The organism is Anaerorhabdus sp. (assembly GCF_036637135.1).
GTDB lineage: Bacteria > Bacillota_I > Bacilli_A > Erysipelotrichales > Erysipelotrichaceae > Anaerorhabdus.
The window spans coordinates 1-20,560 of sequence record NZ_JAVWNC010000027.1 but is presented as its reverse complement, the minus strand read 5'-3'; the positions used below and the strand labels follow the sequence as shown (position 1 = coordinate 20,560).

20 protein-coding genes are annotated in these 20,560 nt (G+C 31.8%); 2 read left to right on the top strand and 18 right to left on the bottom strand.

Annotated features, from left to right (window positions below; genetic code table 11):
- Positions 1-59: 59 nt before the first annotated feature.
- From RR643_RS06580 to RR643_RS06565, 4 genes are all read right to left on the bottom strand, one after another.
- Positions 60-1,562, bottom strand: a complete 1,503-nt coding sequence (locus tag RR643_RS06580; protein ID WP_332482731.1) for a catalase — start codon at positions 1,560-1,562, stop codon at positions 60-62.
- A gap of 159 nt (positions 1,563-1,721) precedes the next feature.
- Positions 1,722-1,988 carry a 30S ribosomal protein S15 gene (rpsO, locus tag RR643_RS06575; RefSeq protein WP_332468639.1) on the bottom strand — a complete coding sequence of 89 codons (267 nt, stop codon included), beginning with the start codon at positions 1,986-1,988 and terminating at the stop codon, positions 1,722-1,724.
- 205 nt (positions 1,989-2,193) lie between these two features.
- Positions 2,194-2,811 carry a DUF1287 domain-containing protein gene (locus RR643_RS06570; protein WP_332482730.1) on the bottom strand — a complete coding sequence of 206 codons (618 nt, stop codon included), beginning with the start codon at positions 2,809-2,811 and terminating at the stop codon, positions 2,194-2,196.
- A 17-nt stretch (positions 2,812-2,828) separates the two neighbouring features.
- Positions 2,829-4,367, bottom strand: a complete 1,539-nt coding sequence (locus RR643_RS06565; RefSeq protein ID WP_332468641.1) for an ATP-binding cassette domain-containing protein — start codon at positions 4,365-4,367, stop codon at positions 2,829-2,831.
- 215 nt (positions 4,368-4,582) lie between these two features.
- Here RR643_RS06565 and RR643_RS06560 point away from each other — a divergent pair, with 215 nt between their 5' ends.
- Positions 4,583-5,437, top strand: a complete 855-nt coding sequence (locus RR643_RS06560) for an NAD(P)-dependent oxidoreductase (protein ID WP_332468642.1) — start codon at positions 4,583-4,585, stop codon at positions 5,435-5,437.
- 8 nt (positions 5,438-5,445) lie between these two features.
- Here the strand turns inward: RR643_RS06560 and hemW are convergent, their stop codons facing one another.
- The 13 genes from hemW to fmt form a co-directional block, all read right to left on the bottom strand.
- Entirely contained in the window at positions 5,446-6,543 is a 1,098-nt protein-coding gene (gene hemW, locus RR643_RS06555) for a radical SAM family heme chaperone HemW (protein WP_332482729.1), read from the bottom strand.
- A gap of 40 nt (positions 6,544-6,583) precedes the next feature.
- Entirely contained in the window at positions 6,584-8,695 is a 2,112-nt protein-coding gene (vanT, locus tag RR643_RS06550) for a serine racemase VanT catalytic subunit (protein WP_332482728.1), read from the bottom strand.
- The gene (locus RR643_RS06545) at positions 8,679-9,428 is read right to left on the bottom strand and encodes a M15 family metallopeptidase (protein ID WP_332482727.1); all 750 of its coding nucleotides are present in this window, start codon (positions 9,426-9,428) and stop codon (positions 8,679-8,681) included. The genes vanT and RR643_RS06545 overlap by 17 nt, the downstream gene beginning before the upstream one ends.
- Positions 9,415-10,464 carry a D-alanine--D-serine ligase VanG gene (vanG, locus tag RR643_RS06540; RefSeq protein WP_332482726.1) on the bottom strand — a complete coding sequence of 350 codons (1,050 nt, stop codon included), beginning with the start codon at positions 10,462-10,464 and terminating at the stop codon, positions 9,415-9,417. Before vanG ends, RR643_RS06545 begins: the two co-directional genes overlap by 14 nt.
- Entirely contained in the window at positions 10,464-11,285 is an 822-nt protein-coding gene (vanW, locus tag RR643_RS06535; protein WP_332482725.1) for a glycopeptide resistance accessory protein VanW, read from the bottom strand. The genes vanG and vanW overlap by 1 nt, the downstream gene beginning before the upstream one ends.
- Before the next feature lie 126 nt (positions 11,286-11,411).
- Complete coding sequence (locus tag RR643_RS06530) at positions 11,412-12,497, bottom strand: sensor histidine kinase (RefSeq protein ID WP_332482724.1); 1,086 nt, start codon at positions 12,495-12,497, stop codon at positions 11,412-11,414.
- On the bottom strand, positions 12,490-13,185 hold the full coding sequence (gene vanR, locus RR643_RS06525) for a VanR-ABDEGLN family response regulator transcription factor (RefSeq protein ID WP_332468649.1): 696 nt from the start codon (positions 13,183-13,185) through the stop codon (positions 12,490-12,492). Before vanR ends, RR643_RS06530 begins: the two co-directional genes overlap by 8 nt.
- 105 nt (positions 13,186-13,290) lie before the next feature.
- Positions 13,291-13,905 carry an ABC-2 transporter permease gene (locus RR643_RS06520; RefSeq protein ID WP_332468650.1) on the bottom strand — a complete coding sequence of 205 codons (615 nt, stop codon included), beginning with the start codon at positions 13,903-13,905 and terminating at the stop codon, positions 13,291-13,293.
- Positions 13,902-14,741: an ABC transporter ATP-binding protein gene (locus RR643_RS06515; RefSeq protein WP_332468651.1), complete on the bottom strand. Its 840-nt coding sequence runs from the start codon at positions 14,739-14,741 to the stop codon at positions 13,902-13,904. The genes RR643_RS06520 and RR643_RS06515 overlap by 4 nt, the downstream gene beginning before the upstream one ends.
- A 1-nt stretch (position 14,742) precedes the next feature.
- Positions 14,743-15,111 carry a GntR family transcriptional regulator gene (locus RR643_RS06510; protein WP_332468652.1) on the bottom strand — a complete coding sequence of 123 codons (369 nt, stop codon included), beginning with the start codon at positions 15,109-15,111 and terminating at the stop codon, positions 14,743-14,745.
- 93 nt (positions 15,112-15,204) lie between these two features.
- Positions 15,205-17,007, bottom strand: a complete 1,803-nt coding sequence (lepA, locus tag RR643_RS06505; RefSeq protein ID WP_332468653.1) for a translation elongation factor 4 — start codon at positions 17,005-17,007, stop codon at positions 15,205-15,207.
- Between the two features lie 83 nt (positions 17,008-17,090).
- The gene (locus RR643_RS06500; protein WP_332482723.1) at positions 17,091-18,419 is read right to left on the bottom strand and encodes a dicarboxylate/amino acid:cation symporter; all 1,329 of its coding nucleotides are present in this window, start codon (positions 18,417-18,419) and stop codon (positions 17,091-17,093) included.
- A gap of 160 nt (positions 18,420-18,579) precedes the next feature.
- Complete coding sequence (gene fmt / locus RR643_RS06495; protein WP_332482722.1) at positions 18,580-19,515, bottom strand: methionyl-tRNA formyltransferase; 936 nt, start codon at positions 19,513-19,515, stop codon at positions 18,580-18,582.
- 182 nt (positions 19,516-19,697) lie between these two features.
- Between fmt and rpsT the strand changes: the two genes are divergently transcribed.
- Positions 19,698-19,964, top strand: a complete 267-nt coding sequence (rpsT, locus tag RR643_RS06490; RefSeq protein WP_332468656.1) for a 30S ribosomal protein S20 — start codon at positions 19,698-19,700, stop codon at positions 19,962-19,964.
- Positions 19,965-20,060: 96 nt separating this feature from the next.
- Here rpsT and RR643_RS06485 read toward each other — a convergent pair whose 3' ends face one another.
- A complete protein-coding gene (locus tag RR643_RS06485; RefSeq protein WP_332482721.1) occupies positions 20,061-20,468 on the bottom strand; it encodes a VOC family protein in 408 nt (135 codons plus the stop codon).
- Between the last annotated feature and the right edge of the window lie 92 nt (positions 20,469-20,560).

Below are 20,560 nucleotides of genomic sequence, written 5' to 3'. Positions count from 1 at the left end.
ATAATAATTACAATAATATCATACCGAGAAGTGTAATTTCTTTCAAGCAATGTGAACTCTTATAAAGTCGCATTGATTAATTCTTGATTAGGTAATTTTGATAGTTCAATTACTTTTTCTAAATCCAAATTACATGCTTTAGTAAATCTTGTACCATAATCAATATCAGCCAAGTAACAATGCACTGCATGACGATACTTAATATTTTCAGTTACTGACATGATGTTGTTTTTTGTATTTTCGATTAAAGCTTGTTTTTGTTCCTCACTCATTAAACGGTATAAATCTCCACCTTGTCGGAAACAATCATCTGTTAAATCTGCCTTTGGATCATAGTGGTACACATCACCTTGTGTACTTAAACCTGGTTCACGAACTGATGGTTGCTCACTCCATATACCCATGCTGTTTGGATGGTAGGCAACAGTAGAACCATAATTACCATCAACACGCATACTTCCATCACGATGTGAACTATGAACATCAACACGTGCTTTATTCACAGGTATTTGATCATGGTTAACACCTAAACGATAACGTTGAGTATCACCATATGCAAATAAACGTCCTTGTAATAATTTATCTGGTGATAACCCAATGCCTGGCACAAGGTGTGAAGGACTAAAAGCAGCTTGTTCTACTTCTGCAAAATAGTTTTCAGGATTGCGATTTAATTCGAGTACACCAACCTCAATCAATGGATATTCCTTTTGACTCCAGACTTTTGTGATATCAAATGGGTTCTCTTTATGATTGTTTGCTTGCTCTTCACTCATGATTTGGAAGTATAAAGTCCATTTTGGATATTCACCTTTTTCAATACTTTCATATAAATCACGTTGATGACTTTCACGATCATTTGCTACAATTTTTGCAGCTTCATCATCTGTTAAAGTTTTAATTCCTTGTTGAGTCTTAAAATGAAATTTCACCCATACTCGTTCATTATTTTCATTTAATAAACTATATGTATGACTTCCGAAACCATGCATATGGCGATAACTATACGGAATACCACGGTCAGACATCGTTATTGTGATTTGATGAAACGCTTCTGGTAAAAGTGTCCAGAAATCCCAGTTATTTTGTGCAGATCTCATGTTTGTACGAGGATCACGTTTAACTGCTCTATTTAAATCAGGAAAGTTCATCGCATCTCTTAAGAAAAATACGGGTGTGTTATTCCCAACTAAATCCCAGTTTCCTTCTTCAGTGTAGAACTTCAATGCAAATCCACGGATATCACGTTCTGCATCCGCTGCTCCTCTTTCTCCCGCAACAGTTGAGAAACGTACAAAGACTGGTGTTTCTTTGTTTTGTTCAAATAATTTTGCTTTTGTATATTTTGAAACATCCTGTGTCGATTTAAATACACCAAAGGCACCACTACCCTTTGCATGCATTCTTCTTTCAGGAATTACTTCACGATCAAAGTGTGCTAATTTTTCAATTAACCAGTTATCTTGCAATAATACTGGTCCTCTTTCTCCAACCGTTAATGTATGATTGTTATCACTAACAGGGGCTCCTACTTCATTTGTTAATTTTTTATGATCCGACATATTTTTCTCCTTTAGATACTTTATCTGTATCTTGTAATTCAAGTTTATCGATACTTTGTATCATTTACAAGGAATGTGCTCTTTTATACAACAAAAGTGATTTTCTATACAAAAATCACTCAAACGAACAAAAAAAGAAGCCAAAGCTTCTTAATTTAATTATTTTCTTAATCCTAAACGTTGTACTAATTCACGGTAACGGTTTACATCGTTTTCACGTAAATAAGCCAAGAAATTTTTTCTACGTCCAACCATCTTCATTAATCCACGTGTTGAATGATAGTCTTTCTTATGTTCTTTTAAGTGTTCAGTAAGATTGTTGATTTGTGCAGTTAATACTGCAACTTGAACTTCAGCAGATCCTGTATCCCCTTCAAAACGAGCATAATCTTTAATAATTTGAGTCTTTTCAGTTTTAGTTAACATTGTTTTTCCTCCTAATTTCACTGACCTAATGAACCGAGAATATCGACGAGGAGTCAAACAACCCAGTACAAAAGCTTTATAAATATACCATGAAACCTACCCTTACGCAAGTATTAATAGCTAATATCCGCTTGAAACAAGCTTAATTTATCATTAAATTATCTCCCTACTGTTTAACTTATCCGAAATGTCCAATAATATCATGTCAGTACATTAAAATATCTTCTTCATAATGAAATTGAAATTGGCTATTGTGATGAATTACAAATGGTACTCCTTGGTTATTTCTATTACTTGAAACTATTCCAATATGACCTTTAAAGACCACAATATCTCCACCAGACCACTCACTATTTTGATTAGTGTCTAATGTTAAGCTTATTGCATGATTTGAAAGGTATTGATTCAAGTTGCGTACTCGTCTAAAGTCAATATTGACGTCTGGAGTTTTTATATTGTAGTCTTGTGGATTCATTTTTATATCTTCATTAACTAAATATTGCAAATCATAACCTGCATCTTTTAATGCAAACGCAACTACATCAGTGCATACTCCAAACCCATCATTTGGGTATCCGGTTTCATAGTATTTGCTCTTATACTTAGGTTTAGTCATTACATAACTAAAAGCACTTTGAAGAATATCTGTTTGATCATCAATTCCATCTTGATCCAAATCTATCTCACTTTGATATTGATTTATTCCAAAATCTTCATTTGTATACTTGTTGTGTGGTATTACATTGTTACGATATAGCAATTCCAATCCACCTACTATAGCTAAAATTACTATTATGATTAAAATTATCCCTTTCTTCTTCATTAAACCAGTCCTCAACATTAATCTAATTTTAAAAATTGACCATCTTTCATTTCATAAACTGTATCACATACCTCATCAATAAACTTACGATCATGAGAAATACTTATAATACATCCTTTGAAATCTCTAAATATTTTTCTTAGAACCGGAGTAGATAAAGCACTCATATTTCGCGTAGGCTCATCTAAAATAAGTACATCAAATTGATGAATCACTAAGTATACCAACAAAATCTTACAACGCTGTCCATAGCTTAGATTTTCCATTGGATGTTCCATTTCTTCTGCAGTAAATTTGAGTGACCCTAAATATGTTTGTACTTTCGACTTCATTGTATATTCAAGGTTGCTTAGTAGAAAGTTGATTGGTGTTTCTTTCATTGGTAATAGTTCACCATAATTTTGAGGACAATATCCTACTTTGATATCATGCCTATTTCTCAAGGTTTCCATTAATTTCTTGATTAATGTTGTTTTCCCTATTCCATTTTGTCCAATGATAACAATGTGTTCATTCCCTTTTACATGAAGATTAATATCATTGCATAATACTCTTTCCTTCATCATCAACAAATCCAAATGATAATCTAAAATAATTTTATTGGCATGAATACGAACATCATCAAAAAATAATTCTATCGCTTCTTCAGGTTCTATCTTGCTAGATAATTCTTTATTTTCTAAACGTTTTCCTAATGACTTGACACTCTTCATTTTCTTTTTAAGTAGTTGTCCTCCATGAGGGTTTTGTCTTGATACTGAATTTAATTCATGATCAACACGTTGGTATAATTTACGATACCGTTCTAACTGTTTATTGTATTCAGCCTTTTCTTTTGATGCAATCCGGTTTGTACGATCAATGTTATAATTCCTTTTCTCACAGTAATCTGTATATCCAATATGTTCTACTGTCCATGAACTTTCTGTCTTTCGTTTAAGTTGTTCCAGATGAATAATCCCATTTGCACAATTTTCTAATAATGTTTCATCATGTGAAATAAATAAAATCGGTCTACTTTGATTTTTAATAAATTCTTCTAACCAGATTAATGTTCTTAAATCTAAATCATTAGTCGGTTCATCCAATAACAAGAAATCAGGATTTTGATACAATAATTTCGCAAGCTGTAGTTTAACTTTTTCACCACCACTGCATGTTTTAATCAACTTCGTATCCATTAAATAATTAACATCTAAATCAACTTCGGTTAAGCACCGAGTAAGTTCATTCATTTGATTATACTGTTCGATACTAATTTCATCTTTTGGACTTTCTTTAATTAGAAACTCAAAAACATCGCAATCATTCCAAATTGGATTCATTGATTGCGTTAAATACCCGCATCGTGCATTATTTTTGTTTATATGACCTTCGACATTTACATAATCTTTTACTAAGTTAATATCCACGATAGCCTGAAGCAAGGTACTTTTACCATTACCTTCTTCTCCAATTATCGCGATTTTATCATTATTATTTAACACAAAACTAAAATTCTTTAGTAATACTCTATTCTTATGAGTAGTGATTGTTAAATTCTTTAGTTCAAGCATGAAATCACCTCCTAAATGAAGGTTTACAAAAATAAGCACAATTTAATTTTTCTTATTTTTGTGTACTGCTCATGCTCTCACCTCGCTGAGTTGATTATACCTGTTATTTACTACTAATTCAAGTTATCATTTAATGATTATTAATTAGAATAACCGGTAAATATTTGTTCATCATCAATCGAAAAGATATGTATAATAGTAGTTGAGGTGAAATTATGAAAAAAATAGGATTTATTGGTACAGGTGTTATGGGTGCTTCCATGGTACGTAATCTACTAAAGAATAATTATGAAGTTGCAGTCTATAATCGTACAGCTGCTAAAGCAAAAGAACTTGAAAATGAGGGGGCTATCTTTTGTGAAACAATCGAAACTTGTGTAAAGGAATCTGACATTATTATTATGATCGTTGGTTTACCAAGTGATGTTGAAGAAGTATCAACCAAAGTATTTCAATTTGCAAAATCTGGCGCAACATTAATTGATATGACAACTTCTAGTCCTAAGCTTGCTGAAAAACTTGAAGAAGAAGGTAAAAAGAAAGATATCCATGTTCTTGATGCCCCTGTCTCTGGTGGAGATATCGGTGCTAAAAATGGTACTTTATCAATTATGGTAGGTGGTAATAAGCAAATATTTGATGAGTGTCTACCTATCTTTAACAGTATGGGTAAAAATATAATCTATTGTGGTCATGCTGGATGTGGTCAACATACAAAGATGGCAAATCAAATCGCTATTGCTGGAGCTGTTTCAGGCGTTGCTGAAGCGATTGCCTACGCAAATAAAATGGGATTAGATCCTCAAACTATGCTCAGTGCAATTAGCGCAGGTGCTGCAGGCAGTTGGCAAATGAGTAATAATGGTCCTAAGATGATTGTTGAAGATTATGCTCCTGGATTCTTCATTAAACACTTTGTGAAAGACATGAATATTGCGATTCAAGGTGCAGAAGATGAAAAATTAGAATTACCAATCCTTAAAATTGTACGTGATTTATATCAAGATATGATGATTCAAGGTGATGAAGACTTAGGTACACAAGCAATTATTAAGCAATATCAAAAATAAAAGACAACTTAATTGTTGTCCTTCATAAACATTTCGATCACAGTGTTACAAATTTTATAACCTTGTTCACTGCATTTAACTTTATTTTGTTGAACTACAAGCAGATTTCTATCCATTGCTTCTTGTAGTTCTTTTTTATATACTTCACTAAATTCATATTGAAATCTCTTTTTGAAATCATTCATATCAAATCCATTTTTTAATCGTAATCCCATCATAATGAATTCGAACATTTGATCTCCTTGAGATAACGGGATTATTTCTTTGAAATAATTATGTCGGAAATATTCCATAAAATTAGTTGTACAATCATAACGACAGTTTTCTTCTTTACCACTAGCACCTATTGATAAACCAACAAAATCATCATATTTCCAATAATGCATATTATGTGCAGATTCATATCCTGGCTTAGCAAAATTACTGATTTCATATTGAATAAACCAATGACTTTCTAAATACTTGATAATGAACTCATACATATCTGCTTCCATATCTTCATCCAGAGATGAGTAACCATCTTTTTTAAATTGACTATTCTCTTCAATGGTTAAACTATAAATAGAAACATGAGGAATATCTAGAGAACTAATGAATGCTAGTGTATCTTCCACATCACTTATTGTTTGCGTTGGCAAAGAATACATACAATCACAAGAAATGTTCGTAATTCCCTTTTTCTTCAACCATTTAATACATTGTATAACTTCTTCTTTTGTATGTTTACGATTGATTAATTTTAATAAATCCTCATTTACAGTTTGCACACCAATACTTGCTCGATTTATGCCATACTTTTTTAAAATAGAACATTTTTTAAGCGTTAGTGTTTCCGGATTAATTTCTATTGTATATTCTTCAACATTCTTGGTATAGGGTTGAATACATTTAAGTAAACGTTCCAGTTGAACCTCATTTAAACAAGTTGGAGTTCCCCCACCAATATATATTGTGTCATATTCATTTTCAATTAAACGATCTTCTACTTCTACTTGAAAAGCATCCAACCATTTTTCTATAATAGGTTGACTGCTTTTAACTCTGCAAAAATCGCAATATGCACAAATTGTATCGCAAAATGGTACATGGATATATAAAGCTTTCATTGGAATACCTCAAGTTTATTTTACCATAATCTTTTGCATCTTAATTAACTAATATACGAGGTAATCTACTTTTTAATTGAACTAACGTTTCATTGGGTATTGTATTGGACTCATTCGCAACATCTGTCACTGTAATTTGACATGATTCAGATGAACCAATCAAGATAACTTCATCATCTACCTGAACATCATTAACGTTTGTTATATCAATCATACATTGATCCATGCAGATTCTCCCAATGATTGGAACTACTTGATCGTGAATGATTACATTCCCTTTTTCACATGACAACAGTCTTGATAATCCATCTGCATAACCAATTGCTACAATCGCAATTTTCATTGAATGATTAGCTTTAAACATTTGCCCATAACCTGCACCTTCACCTTGTTGGAGCCGTTTAATGGTTGTAATACGCGATTTTAAAAACAGGACAGGTTTTAGTTTCATTTGTTGACATTCAATTGCTCCATATAATGCAATACCTATCCGGGCATAATCAACTTGATCTAAACTATAGTTAATCAATCCATAACTTGATTGGATGTGTTGATTCGGAACTTTACCTAAAGTTTTACCTATCTTATTTACACACTCCTTAAATCGATCAATTTGTAAACACGTAAATTCTTTACTTTGTTCATCTAAACCATCTGCACAACACAAATGAGTAAAAATACCTTTAATACCAATTTTTTTCATCTTCAAGACTTCTATAATTCGATTGATTTCATTTGAAGGAATTCCTAAACGATGCATACCTGTGTCTATTGCAATATGAACCTTGATGTTTTTATTCATTTGATTTATCGAATATGCATATTGATAGTCTACAAGCGTTTGAGTTAGTCTATATTTCTTTATTTCATTGATTCTTTCTAAAGGTGTATACCCTAGTATCAGAATGTCTCCTTGTATAAATGCTCTTCTAAGTTCAATTCCCTCATCAATTGTAGCGACGCAAAACATCTTGATTTTTTGTTTACTTAATATTTTAGCAATTTGTATTGCTCCATGCCCATAACCATCTGCCTTTAATACTGGCATAAGTTTACATCCGCTTGGTAGTTTTTGCTTTAATACGTTGATATTATGATTTAATGCAGATTCACTAATTTCTATCCATGAACGTGTTTTCTTATTTCTTTGATTATCGTTAGATGAGCACTTAACAATCACATACGATACCAATATAGAACAAACAGTACATAAAATAAATAACACTAGATTATTATGAACTAGAATTGAAGACATATTTAATACTTTCGCAATTCCGCGTATGATCACAATTATAAAAGGATGAAGTATATAAATCCATGTGGACATTTTTCGCAAATAAATATGATTCTTCATTTTGAGATTTCTTAAATAATCAAATAAGAAAATCATTGTTGGAATTAAAAATAAATACATACTATTGTGTCGCGTCATTTGATTTATTTCCAAATATATTCCTTCAAATATCATAAGAAATAAACTAATAACAAAAAATAGTAAAGAATAATTTTGTTTATTAATTGTTTTTCGTGAGTGCAAAATTGCACCTAACATCAAGAATACCGGTGCATAAAATATGCCATTTCTTGTATATTCATAAAAGATGAACCCAATATCATAAATACCTTTTATTACATCATTATTGATTATAAAACCAAAATAACTATCTCCAAACAACCCGATTCCAAATAAAATAAAACTGATATACAAGACCATCTTAGCCGAAAATTTTTTGCATAACAAAGATGTAATAATGAGTCCAATGATCATTGATGGAAAATACCATAAATGATAAAAAGTACCATCCATTAATAAAAATTTGAATATCGCCAATGGATTAAGTGCTGGTAATTGATTTGCATAAATATTAAGTGGTAAATAAATCAATATCGCTAGGACATACAACTTCATTTCTTTTTGAATTGAAGTTCTTATTTTACTAGTACTCCCTTTATTTAGTGCTGGAGCTAATACAAAGAAACCAGTTACCATCATAAAGAATGGTACAGCGATGCGTGCTAAAATACCCGTTAATAGGAAATTAAGCTGAGAATTGATTTGTAACAATGGACCAACATGTACTGTAATAACTAAAATAGATGCAAAGAATTTGAATACATCAAATCCACCGTATTCTCTATCTAAATTGTACATAGATCAGTCCTTCGCAATTATCACCAGATAAAGACCATTTACTCTTATCGTCCATCATCACTTCTAATTCATTATCAACACAAGGTATATAACTTACCTCACAACTTTCATCATCTTTCTTATATACCAATACATTTTCATCATCAAGTCTGGTTTGAATATACTCACAATATTCTTCTAAACACATACCTAATTCTTTCATAATCAAAGAATGTGGGTAACCAACATATCTAAAATGCCATGGTTCATGCGCGATATGTGTAATTGATTCAACTTTTTTTCCATATCGTTCGATAAATCCATACAGGGGAGCTAAATCTCTAAACCTTTGACAAACTCCTTCATATGGAAAATCAGGACAGATGAAATCAATATCATCTGTTTTTAGTGCTAAATCAATCGCAAGACCCGTTTGATGTTCACTACAACCTGGAAGAGCTACAAATTTTGAAGTAAACTCTTCACCATTTTCTAATAGAGATTGCTTATAAAGTTTTGATTGTTCCTCAAATGAACGATAACCACTTATTGGAACAATTGAATCCCATCCATTGATTTTTTCCATAATCTGATTTAACGCATCATTCGCATCCATATTTAAATAAATAGTTGGCTCATATTGTAGAGGAACTAAATTCATAAGACATTTGTTTTCAACATAGGGGTGAAATTGATTTACAAGGATACAATATCCAGTATGAATGATATCACGTGTATATTTAACTTTCTTCATTGTTGAATGCCTCCTCAATAACCATGGTGATTATCTCTTGAAATGTATACCCTATCGCTTTTAACATGGATGGAAAGCGACTATGAGCAGTAAATCCTGGAATTGTGTTTACCTCATTAAACATAATTTCACTCTTTTGATTGATAAAACAATCAACTCGTGCAAACCCTGAACATCCTAATGCTTTATAAATTCTTTTTGCTGTTTCTTTTATTTCTTCTTCTTTTTCAATACTAATTCGTGCAGGCACATGAATTGAGGATGTTTTAAGTGTATATTTTTCATCAAAGTTAAAGAAACCTTCTGATAATTCAATTTCATCGATTCTACCTACTATAAGGTTTTTATCTCCAATAATTGCGCAACCTACTTCAAACCCATTGATAAATTCTTCAACAATAATTTCATGATCATATTGAAACGCTAGATCAATTGCTTGTTTTAATTCTGTTTTGTTATTTACCTTACTGATACCAAACGATGATCCTGCATTCACAGGTTTCATGAAACATGGATATCCAATTTCATCACAATATACCGAAATCAAATGAATTGTGGATTGATTAAAAACATGACTTTTTGCACATTGGATTCCTTCATTAGAAATAAGTTGATGAGAACGATATTTATCCATGCATAGCGCTGATGCCAAAATATCACAACCCACAATGGGAATACCTGATAATTTTATATACCCTTGTATTGTTCCATCTTCTCCATTTGCACCATGCATTATCGGAAATACCGCATCTAGAACAATCGATTCTATTTTATTTTGTTTCAATACAAGTAGCTTTGAATCAGCAGGATTGGGTGATAATAAACAAGGTATACAATCATCATGATTGACCCATGTATCTTCTACAATTTTTGCTATATCGCCATTAAACTTATACCAAGTACCCTCTTTCGAGACACCAATTAAGATAGGATTGTATAGTTCCTTATTCATTTCATTTAGTATTGATGTAACCGATTCTAATGAAACCCTATATTCTGGTGATTTTCCACCAAATATAATTCCAATATTCTTCATTACTTTTCTCCCTCAACTTTAATTTCACTTGGTAGTTCGTATGCGATGATACATCGATTTGTATAGCATTTTTCTATTCTCACACTTTCATTATTTGTTCGACTTTTGATTACTTTTATAACATCAACTTCTTCAATGCATTGTTTATCTTTATAGAAATAATGTAGATGATCATTGATGATTTCATAATCATATTCAGGTTCTTTATCACAATATAATGTCGCTGTTATTTCATTATTTTGAATATTTAATTTCACTTGATATGTTCGATTTGTCTCATTTACAACTTTTAAATCTAACCATCCTTCTGCAATCGTTGCATCTATTCCTTTTACTATATGATTTGATAATTCAGGAAACTCTTTCATACGGTGTCCATGCCTTTCTATAATTGTTAATGGTGAATGTAGAAATAAATCGAAAAGTAAATTACTTAATTGGCATAAACCTCCACCCACTGATGCAATTGTTTCTCCATTCACAACTGTTAAACCTTCTTTATATTGAGTAACCTTATCAGCGTATCTAATTAATCTCCACAAGGAGAAAGTTTCCGTTGGTTTTATCATAATTCCATCTATTGGTTCAATAGCGAGAATAAGATTAAACACCTTGTTTTCTTGATACTTAATATCGAAACCCGTGTTCTTATTTATTAATTGTGATGTTGTTTCATATTGAACAAATGGTAGCGTTGTTTTCATAACCTCTTTTACATAAGTATTTGAATCTAAACTCATTTTTGTATAGAAACAAAATAGTTTTTGCTTCTTACGGATTGGTAATAAAAATGGAAATACTTGCGTTAATCGTTTTCTCATGCCGTACCTCTTAGGAAAATAAAAAGTCCCAACTTTCTATACTTATCGTACAAAAATTGAGACTCTTGTATTTGAATTAAATATGATAGTTTCTAACAGAATACGTAAGTGTTTCTTACGAAACACTTACAACTCCTTTGGCAATTGAATCGTGAATTCAATTTCTTCATTCTCACTTTTCACTTGGATTTCTCCCTTATGTAATTCAATGATTTCTTTTGCTATAGCTAATCCTAATCCTGTTCCACCAGTTGTTGATTGACGTGATGTATCAAGACGAAAGAACTGTTCAAAAATACGATTACTAATTTCTTTGGGAATTGTTTTTCCTTGATTCAATACTTTAACTTCCACGCTTTCATTGGTTTCATTCAGTGAGAGAGTTATTTGAGTATCATCATAACTATAATTAATCGCATTTCTAATTAAATTATCAAATACACGCTCTAACTTATTCGAATCACAAATGTATTCAACATTTGGATCAATATGTAAATCAAATGTTAAATTCTTTTCTTTTAAAATTGGCGAGAATTCAAAGCAGATTTGTTCTAGCATAAAACTCAAATTTACTTTTTCTGTTTGTAAGATTTGTGTTGTTAGATTAAATCGCGTAATATCAAAAAATTCATTTACCAAGTATTCTAATCGCTCAGCTTTTTCAAATGCTATATTTGTATATTTCGCTCTAGTCTCTGGTGTAAGATCTGGTTCTTCCTTTAGTAAGGATAGATATCCTAAAACACTAGTTAGTGGAGTTTTTAAGTCATGTGCTAAATAGATAACAAGATCATTTTTCCTTTGTTCAGATTCTCTTGCAACCATTGCATTCCTTATACCCTGTTCTCTTGCCAAATTAAGTTCAACTTCAATGCTCCCTAGTGCTTTTGATAAATAAATCACTTCATCTTTTGGATTTGCTAAAGTCCTTGCTGCTTCCACAACCTCATCCATATATTCAATTGGTTTTCTCATAAAATAGATTGTAATTCCAAGAATTCCAGATACATAAATAAATCCAATAATAATGAAAAAATAATCCATCATTGATCGGAGTAATTTGTATAATGGATCATTTGCATACCATGTTTGATTTGATGCAATCATTATTGCAAGAACAATTAATAATGGTATACCTACAATAAAGATAATTAAGGTAACAATATATTGTAATAGAATTTGATTCGCTAATTGATTATTCTTCTTATTCAATTGTATACCCCACTCCCCACACGGTTTTTACATATTTTGGTTTACGTGTAGGTTCCTCCATTTTATCTCTCAATCTTGCAATATGTGCCATGACGGTATTATTACTATCAAAGTATTTTTCTTTCCATACTTGTTCAAATAGTTCTTCTGTCGGAATAACTTTACCTTGACGCTCTGCAAGGTACCAAAGTATATCAAACTCAATTGGTGTAAGTGCAATTTCTTTTCCATTTAAGTGACATTTACGATTTGTCTTACATATTTGCAATGCACGAATACCAATCTCTAAATTATCTTTTTCTTTATCACTTTGATTGTATCGTGTATACCGACGTAGTTGAGTTTTAATTCTAGCAACCAATTCTAAAGGATTAAACGGTTTTGTAATATAATCATCCGCTCCTAAAGTTAAACCTGTTATCTTATCCATATCCTCTACCTTAGCCGTAACCATCATAATCGGAAATAAAAATCTTTCCCTTATTGTTTTACATAAGGTAAAGCCATCCATATCAGGCAACATAACATCAAGTAATGCTAAATCAACTTCATTTTCATTAATAAAATTGAGAGCTGTTTTCCCATTATAAAATTTGTAAATGTTATAATTCTCATTTACTAAATATACTTCAATTAGGTCTGCAATCTCTTTTTCATCATCTACGACTACAATTGTTTTCTTATCCATAACTATCCCTCTATTTAATAGTTTAAACTATAAATCAAACGATTTACTATGCAAATTCTTACAATTTACTTAAGAATAAGAAAAAGTTGCTGAAATCAGCAACTTCTAGTAATCTTTTTTACTCACGATTTTTATTGAAATGAAATATGAGATAATTAACAACACAATAAATAAGATAACCAATCCCGAAATCAAGAGTATAGGATTCGATAAAATCATATCCATTCTTGTTTCAAATAAACTAACTAAACCGAGAACGATTACTGCAGGGACAACTAATATACCCATTGTATATATTCTTGATTTTTCTGCACCAAACTTAAACATAAGAGGAATCAATGCACTCATGTAAAATAATGATAAAATCATAAATACTGCACTTGTTGCGATGGAATCAAGAAATACTTTAGTTACAAATGTTATTGTAAATAGATTCAACGCAAACCCAACTATCATAAGTATGAAACCTACTGCATATTTTGCATTGACTAAGTCTTTTCTACTTAATGTTGAACATAATGCCAGTCTTTCCCATTTCGAATTTTCATCTAGTGCAAATGTAGAAGTCAAACACATTACAGGAACAATCATGAAAATACCTGCTGAATAGAATGGATTATTTGTAACGATACCTACTACCATGAATACCAATGAAAACACTGCATATGTTTTAAGGTATAAACGACAAGATAGAAAATCTTTAATTATTGCTGCTTTCATAAATTTACCCCCTTGCTTGCAAACACCATAATATCTTCCATATTTGCATTATCACTCATCATACCACTTGGGCATGATTCTCTTAGTATACAAGCTTCAATACCATATGGATTCTTACGAATACCAATGATGTCTTTTTTATTCATTGTTTTCAAAATTTCTTCATCACATTTGATGATGCAATATTTTTGTTCTAGTTCATCTTTTTCTTCACTCAGTTTAACTTCACCTTTTGAAATAAATGTAATCGTATCACATATTTTTTCTAAATCACTTAAAATATGTGAACTAATTAAAATAGAACGATTTCCTTCTTTTACAAAATCAAAGAAAATATCAAGTAATTCATCACGTGCTACAGGATCTAGCCCTGAAGTTGCTTCATCTAGAACTAGAAGTTTAGGATTATGAGATAATGCTATGTTAATGCTCAATTTCATTTGCATACCTTTAGAAAAATCCTTAATTTTCTTATTCAACGCTAAATTATGTTTCTTACAAAATTCAAAGAAATAATTTGAATCCCATCGAGTATACATTGCTTTCATAATGCAATTGATATCTTTACAAGTTAATAATGAATTCAATGTAGATTCACTTAGAACAACGCCTATGTCTTCTTTATCATATCGAGTTAAACTTTCTTGGCTTTTTCCAAATATCTTAATAGAACCTGAAGTTTTAAGTATACTTCCTAGAATACACGATATCAATGTAGATTTACCTGCTCCATTTTCACCAATGAGTCCCATAATTGAACCTTCTGGTATTTCTAAATTAATGTTATTTAATGTAAATCCTGTGAATTCTTTTCTGACATTTTCACATTTTAGCATGTTATTTACCTCTTTCCTTAATTTTTACTACAATATCATCGATTGAATATTGTAGCGCTTTGCCATGTAGTAATAATTCGTCCACTGCTTTATTGAATTCTCTTTGATGCTCATCACTGATGACATTTACCGTTTTATCAGTAATAAAAGTACCTTTTCCTAATACAGTAACAATGAACCCTTCTTTTTCTAGCTCCTCATAAGCTCTTTTTGTTGTGATTACACTAATTCTTAAATCACTTGCCAACATGCGCATTGATGGTAAGCAATCGCCTGCAGAGAGTGAATGATTGAGAATTTGTGTTTTGATTTGTTTTACAATTTGCAGATAAAATGGATCTTTATCTTCTTTATATAAAAGTATCTTCATCGCTCACCTCCATAGTGTATATATACACTATATACACTATGGCTATTTCTGTCAACACTAAAAATAAAAAAAGATTAGTGATTTCTCACTAACCTAATTTTCATCCATAGAAAGTACAGCCATGAAAGCCTCTTGTGGAATTTCAACTGAACCCACAGACTTCATTCGTTTTTTACCTTCTTTTTGTTTCTCTAATAATTTCTTTTTACGTGTTATATCTCCACCATAACATTTAGCCAAAACGTTTTTACGTAATGATTTAATATTAGTTCGAGCAATGACTTTTCCATTTACTGCCGCTTGAATAGGTATTTCAAATTGTTGTCTAGGTATCAAGTCTTTTAATTTTACGGTAATCGCATTTCCGCGATTGTAAGCAAAATCCTTGTGGACAATGATACTCAGTGCATCAATAACCTCACCATTCAACAAGATATCCATCTTTTGAAGTTTACCTGGTTGATATCCAATAAGTTCATAATCAAATGAAGCATATCCTTTTGTTACTGATTTCAATCGATCAAAGAAGTCGAATACAACTTCTCCTAATGGAATTTCATATTCTAATTGATTTCTTCCGTCATCAATATAATGCATTTCTTTATAAACTGCACGTTTATTTTGACAAAGTTCCATGACAGGTCCTACATAGTCATTAGGAACCATGATTTCAGCTTTGACATATGGTTCTTCGATTCGTTCAATACGTTGAACCTCAGGCATATGAGCCGGGTTATCAATCGTTAGCATCGATCCATCTGTAAGATATACATTGTAGATAACACTTGGTGCAGTCGCAATAAGTGTTAAGTTATATTCTCTTTCAAGTCTTTCTTGAATGACATCCATATGGAGTAAACCTAAGAACCCACAGCGGAATCCAAAGCCAAGCGCTTGAGATGTTTCTGCTTCATATTGAAGTGCTGCATCATTTAATTTCAATTTTTCTAATGCATCCCTTAAATCATTATATTTATCTGCATCCGTTGGATACAATCCACAATAAACCATTGGATTCATTTTACGATACCCCACAAGTGGTTCAATTGATGGATTTTGGCAAGTCGTTACTGTATCACCTACATGAACATCTTGTACTGATTTGATTGAAGCAGCGAACCATCCAACCATACCACATGATAATTCAGTCAGTTTAACCTCTTTTGGATTACGTACTCCACATTCTAAGATTTCATATTCAGCTTTCGTAGCCATAAAACGAATCTTATCCCCTACTTTGAGCGTACCTTCTTTAATACGCACAAAGGTAATTACCCCACGATAAGAATCATAAATTGAGTCAAAGATAAGTGCTTGTAATGGTGAATTAGGATTTCCTTTTGGTGATGGAACATGTTTCACAATACTTTCCAACACTTGATCAACATTTAATCCACTCTTTGCGGATATTAATGGTGCCTCTGAACAATCTAAGCCAATAACATTTTCAACTTCATGCTTTACGCGTTCGGGATCTGCACTTGGCAAATCTATTTTGTTAATGACTGGGATAATTTCAAGATTATTATCGAGTGCAAGGTAAACATTCGCAAGTGTTTGTGCTTCTATTCCTTGTGCTGCATCCACAACCAACACAGCACCTTCACACGCCGCTAATGAACGTGATACTTCATACGTGAAATCGACGTGACCTGGTGTATCGATTAGATGAAATAAATACTCTTCTCCATCTTGTGCTTTATATTTTAATTGTACTGCATTTAGTTTAATCGTAATTCCTCGTTCTCTTTCTAAATCCAAAGAATCAAGAATTTGGTTTGTCATATCACGAAGTTGAACTGTTTGCGTAAGTTCTAAGATACGATCTGCAAGCGTTGACTTTCCATGGTCAATATGTGCAATGATTGAAAAATTTCGGATTTTGGATTGATCCATGAAAACACCTCCTAACATGTGCTAGACTATTATAACAAAACTAATTCAAACAAGAAAGAAAAACAGTTGAATTTCTTCAACTGTTAGCTATTATAGATGTCTTCATCAAATAAGTTTTCACTTTTAGCTACAATTATAGCAGTAGTACTATCTCCTACAACATTCAACGAAGTAACTAGCATTTCAATTGGACGGTTAATCGCAAGAATGAGTGAATATGCTAAGATAGCAGCATCATTTGTAAAACCCATACCACTTAATACTGTAAATAAGATAACTGCACCTGCTCCAGGTGCTGCGGGTGTCCCCACACTTGCTATTAGAGCTAATACACCAATAAAGATAATACTCATGAAATTAATATCATACCCGGCACTTGCAGCAATAAAGATTGTCGCAATAACTTGCATGATAGCAGTACCATTCATATTCACTGTCATTCCTAATGGCAAGACAAAAGATGCAACTTCATCTTTAACTCCAAGTTCTTCAACAGTCGTTTGAATATTCATTGGTAATGTTGCAGCACTTGATGATGTTGAGAATCCAAATACCGATACTTTTGTAATCTTTTTTAAGTAAGGAATTGGATTTAACTTCGCAAGTAATGAAATATATGAAGCATACCCAATAACTAAATAAATTAATAAACATACAACAGTAGTAACAACATAGGTTAATGCTGGTCTTAAATGTTCAACACCATAAATCGCAAATGTTCGTGTAAGTAGAGCAAAGATTGCGAATGGTCCAAATTTAGTAATAACAAATGTTAAGAAAATCGTGATAATTTCATTTACTTCTTCACAAATTTTCTTAAGAACTGTAACTTTACCATCTAATACATTAATACTTAATCCAATTACAACCGCAACAAATACAACTGATAATACTTTACCATTTGATGAGAATGCAGCAAGTAAGTTATTTGGAATAATACCTAAGAATACATTTAATGGATTACTCCCTGTTGAACCTGTTGCAGCATTAAGTCCTTCTACTGCTACATTGAATAATCCCATATTGTAGATAACCATTCCCACAATACCTGCAAATAAAATTCCGATGAATCCTGTAAGTGCAAATAATAGAATTGTCTTATATGAAATTCTACCTAATTTCTTTGTATCAGTGATGCGACACATTGCAATAACAATAGATGTGAATACCATTGGAACAATAATTATTTGTAATGCATTGACAAATAATTGTCCTATGATAAATAAAATACCAATACCTTGTGTTGCCCCCTCTTGTGAAATATCGATAAATAATAGATTATTGATTGTCGTCCACAAGTCTGCATTTCCATTTGCAAGTAAATTTTCTCGCAAAAATAAAAATCCTCCACCTACTACTAAACCACAAATCATACCAATAAACATTTGAATCGCTAACTTATTTTTTTTCATCGTACCCTCCTCATTGGATACCTATCGAAAAAAAAGAGCCCTTTTACCCTTAAGTAAAAAGACTCGTAATCATTCCATTACTGTACTTCCTTAATAGCATCTCGTGCTATCTTAAAGGTATCCTTGAAGATAATACCCTTTTTCAATCTTGAAGTCAATGTTATTCAAAAAACTTTCCAACATAATTTTTACCTTGTCCATGATAAAAATCTTTGGCTAATGTTTTTGATTTTCCTTCAAGTTGGAGTTCATCAATATAGATGTAACCCCCCTCACATGCAACAACAAAGCCATCATCAATCAAGCCTATACATAGACCTGGTTGATCTTGGTGTTGTTTCAAAATTCGATGAACTTTATGTAACTTAATTTTCTTTCCTTCCAGGAGTCCATGTCCCACTGGCCAACTAATTAATCCACGTATGTGATTATATACAACCGTTACATCTCTTTTAAATGAAACAAATTCTTGTTCCTTTTCAATATTCCACGCGTAAGTAACTTCTTCTTCCTTTTGCGGAATCGAAACAAAATCACCCTTATAAATTAAAGGTAATGTTTTCTTGAGTAGTTCTTTACCCACTACTTCGAGTTTATCAAACATTGAAGAAGTTGTATCCATTTCCTCAATACGTATACTTTGTTGAGTAATTATATCTCCAGCATCCATCTTTTTTGCCATATACATAATTGTTATCCCAGTTTCAGCATCACCATGAATCACTGACCAATGAATTGGTGCCCCACCTCTATATTTTGGTAATAATGATGCATGAACATTAATGCATCTGAATTTAGGAGTTGTTAAAATTGATTCTGGAATTAATTGTCCATAAGCACAGGTAATAATGATATCTGGTTTATACGCTAAAACATCATCCGGTGTTTCTTTAATTTTTTCTGGTTGAATCACTGGGATTCCATAAGCTAATGCAGCTTTTTTGACAGGAGTTTCTTGTATTTCTTGTTTTCTCCCTACCTTGCGATCAGGTTGAGACACTACAGCAACAACATTTTCACCCATTTCTACTAATGTATCCAATATCCCACATGAAAATTGTGGTGTACCCATAAATATTACTCTTGGTTTATCCATAATAGTCACCTCTTGGTTGATTATAACCTTTTATCTTGAAAGATTAAAGTCTTTAACTTTGTATTTTACACCATATCTCAATTTATACTCAATTATTTAATTTATCAAACTTGCATCTCTTATTTGCATTTTAAGCCGTGGTTTGTTATAATTCTAGAGGTTAAATAACAGGAGGTGTACAAATGGCAAATATCAAATCTCAAAAGAAACGTGCAATTACTAACTTAAAGAGAAATGTTGCAAAAGCTGGGGAAAAAACTGCACTTAAAACTGCAATTAAAGACGTTCTTGCAGCAGTAGCAGCTAAAGATAAAGCAACAGCAACTACTGCTTTAAACAAAGCTAACTCTTTATTAGACAAAGCAATCACTAGTCATATTAAACATGACAATTATGTTGCTCGTCAAAAAGCTCGTTTAGCTAAAGCAGTTAACGCAATTGAAGCTTAATAATGATTCAAACTGAAGAAGAGTAATCTTCTTTTTTTATCGTTTTAAAGGCAAGCTATACAAAATAGCTTGCCTTTTGTTACTTATTCATTACCACTACATTGTGCTTGCATCATTTAGTTCAAATAAATTTCCCTCTGGATCTCTAAAATAAGTACAACGCATACCCCATTCTTCTATAGTTTTTGGCTCACTCAAGAATTCGACGCCCAAATTCTTAAGTTTGTTATAGTCTTCCTCAATATTCTCTGATGGAATGATTGCTACAACTGAATCAGGTTGAATGTCTGATACAGGTTGGGTATACCCATCAAACATAGCCATGTTCCTTCCATCAAATATTGCAAAACATGGTGCTTCATCTATGCTTGTTGCAAAGCTTGTATATGGTCCATTGCGATCTCCCCATACAGGTACTAATCCAATTATATCTTTGTAAAAATCAAAACATGCACCATAATCTTTTCTTACTAAAACACGCATTTTTACTTCATTAAATTTCATCTATTTTTACACTCTCCTTTTCTAAATTAATTATAAGAGTTTAGATTGAAATTTAATTGTAAAAATCAGACATAATCATCATTTGAACACAT

What these genes read in the sequence shown, in the direction of transcription:
- RR643_RS06580 (WP_332482731.1), bottom strand. Translation starts at nt 1,562, where the DNA reads ATGTCGGATCATAAAAAATTAACAAATGAAGTAGGAGCCCCTGTTAGT.
- rpsO (WP_332468639.1), bottom strand. Translation starts at nt 1,988, where the DNA reads ATGTTAACTAAAACTGAAAAGACTCAAATTATTAAAGATTATGCTCGT.
- RR643_RS06570 (WP_332482730.1), bottom strand. Translation starts at nt 2,811, where the DNA reads ATGAAGAAGAAAGGGATAATTTTAATCATAATAGTAATTTTAGCTATA.
- RR643_RS06565 (WP_332468641.1), bottom strand. Translation starts at nt 4,367, where the DNA reads ATGCTTGAACTAAAGAATTTAACAATCACTACTCATAAGAATAGAGTA.
- RR643_RS06560 (WP_332468642.1), top strand. Translation starts at nt 4,583, where the DNA reads ATGAAAAAAATAGGATTTATTGGTACAGGTGTTATGGGTGCTTCCATG.
- hemW (WP_332482729.1), bottom strand. Translation starts at nt 6,543, where the DNA reads ATGAAAGCTTTATATATCCATGTACCATTTTGCGATACAATTTGTGCA.
- vanT (WP_332482728.1), bottom strand. Translation starts at nt 8,695, where the DNA reads ATGTACAATTTAGATAGAGAATACGGTGGATTTGATGTATTCAAATTC.
- RR643_RS06545 (WP_332482727.1), bottom strand. Translation starts at nt 9,428, where the DNA reads ATGAAGAAAGTTAAATATACACGTGATATCATTCATACTGGATATTGT.
- vanG (WP_332482726.1), bottom strand. Translation starts at nt 10,464, where the DNA reads ATGAAGAATATTGGAATTATATTTGGTGGAAAATCACCAGAATATAGG.
- vanW (WP_332482725.1), bottom strand. Translation starts at nt 11,285, where the DNA reads ATGAGAAAACGATTAACGCAAGTATTTCCATTTTTATTACCAATCCGT.
- vanR (WP_332468649.1), bottom strand. Translation starts at nt 13,185, where the DNA reads ATGGATAAGAAAACAATTGTAGTCGTAGATGATGAAAAAGAGATTGCA.
- RR643_RS06520 (WP_332468650.1), bottom strand. Translation starts at nt 13,905, where the DNA reads ATGAAAGCAGCAATAATTAAAGATTTTCTATCTTGTCGTTTATACCTT.
- RR643_RS06515 (WP_332468651.1), bottom strand. Translation starts at nt 14,741, where the DNA reads ATGCTAAAATGTGAAAATGTCAGAAAAGAATTCACAGGATTTACATTA.
- RR643_RS06510 (WP_332468652.1), bottom strand. Translation starts at nt 15,111, where the DNA reads ATGAAGATACTTTTATATAAAGAAGATAAAGATCCATTTTATCTGCAA.
- lepA (WP_332468653.1), bottom strand. Translation starts at nt 17,007, where the DNA reads ATGGATCAATCCAAAATCCGAAATTTTTCAATCATTGCACATATTGAC.
- RR643_RS06500 (WP_332482723.1), bottom strand. Translation starts at nt 18,419, where the DNA reads ATGAAAAAAAATAAGTTAGCGATTCAAATGTTTATTGGTATGATTTGT.
- fmt (WP_332482722.1), bottom strand. Translation starts at nt 19,515, where the DNA reads ATGGATAAACCAAGAGTAATATTTATGGGTACACCACAATTTTCATGT.
- rpsT (WP_332468656.1), top strand. Translation starts at nt 19,698, where the DNA reads ATGGCAAATATCAAATCTCAAAAGAAACGTGCAATTACTAACTTAAAG.
- RR643_RS06485 (WP_332482721.1), bottom strand. Translation starts at nt 20,468, where the DNA reads ATGAAATTTAATGAAGTAAAAATGCGTGTTTTAGTAAGAAAAGATTAT.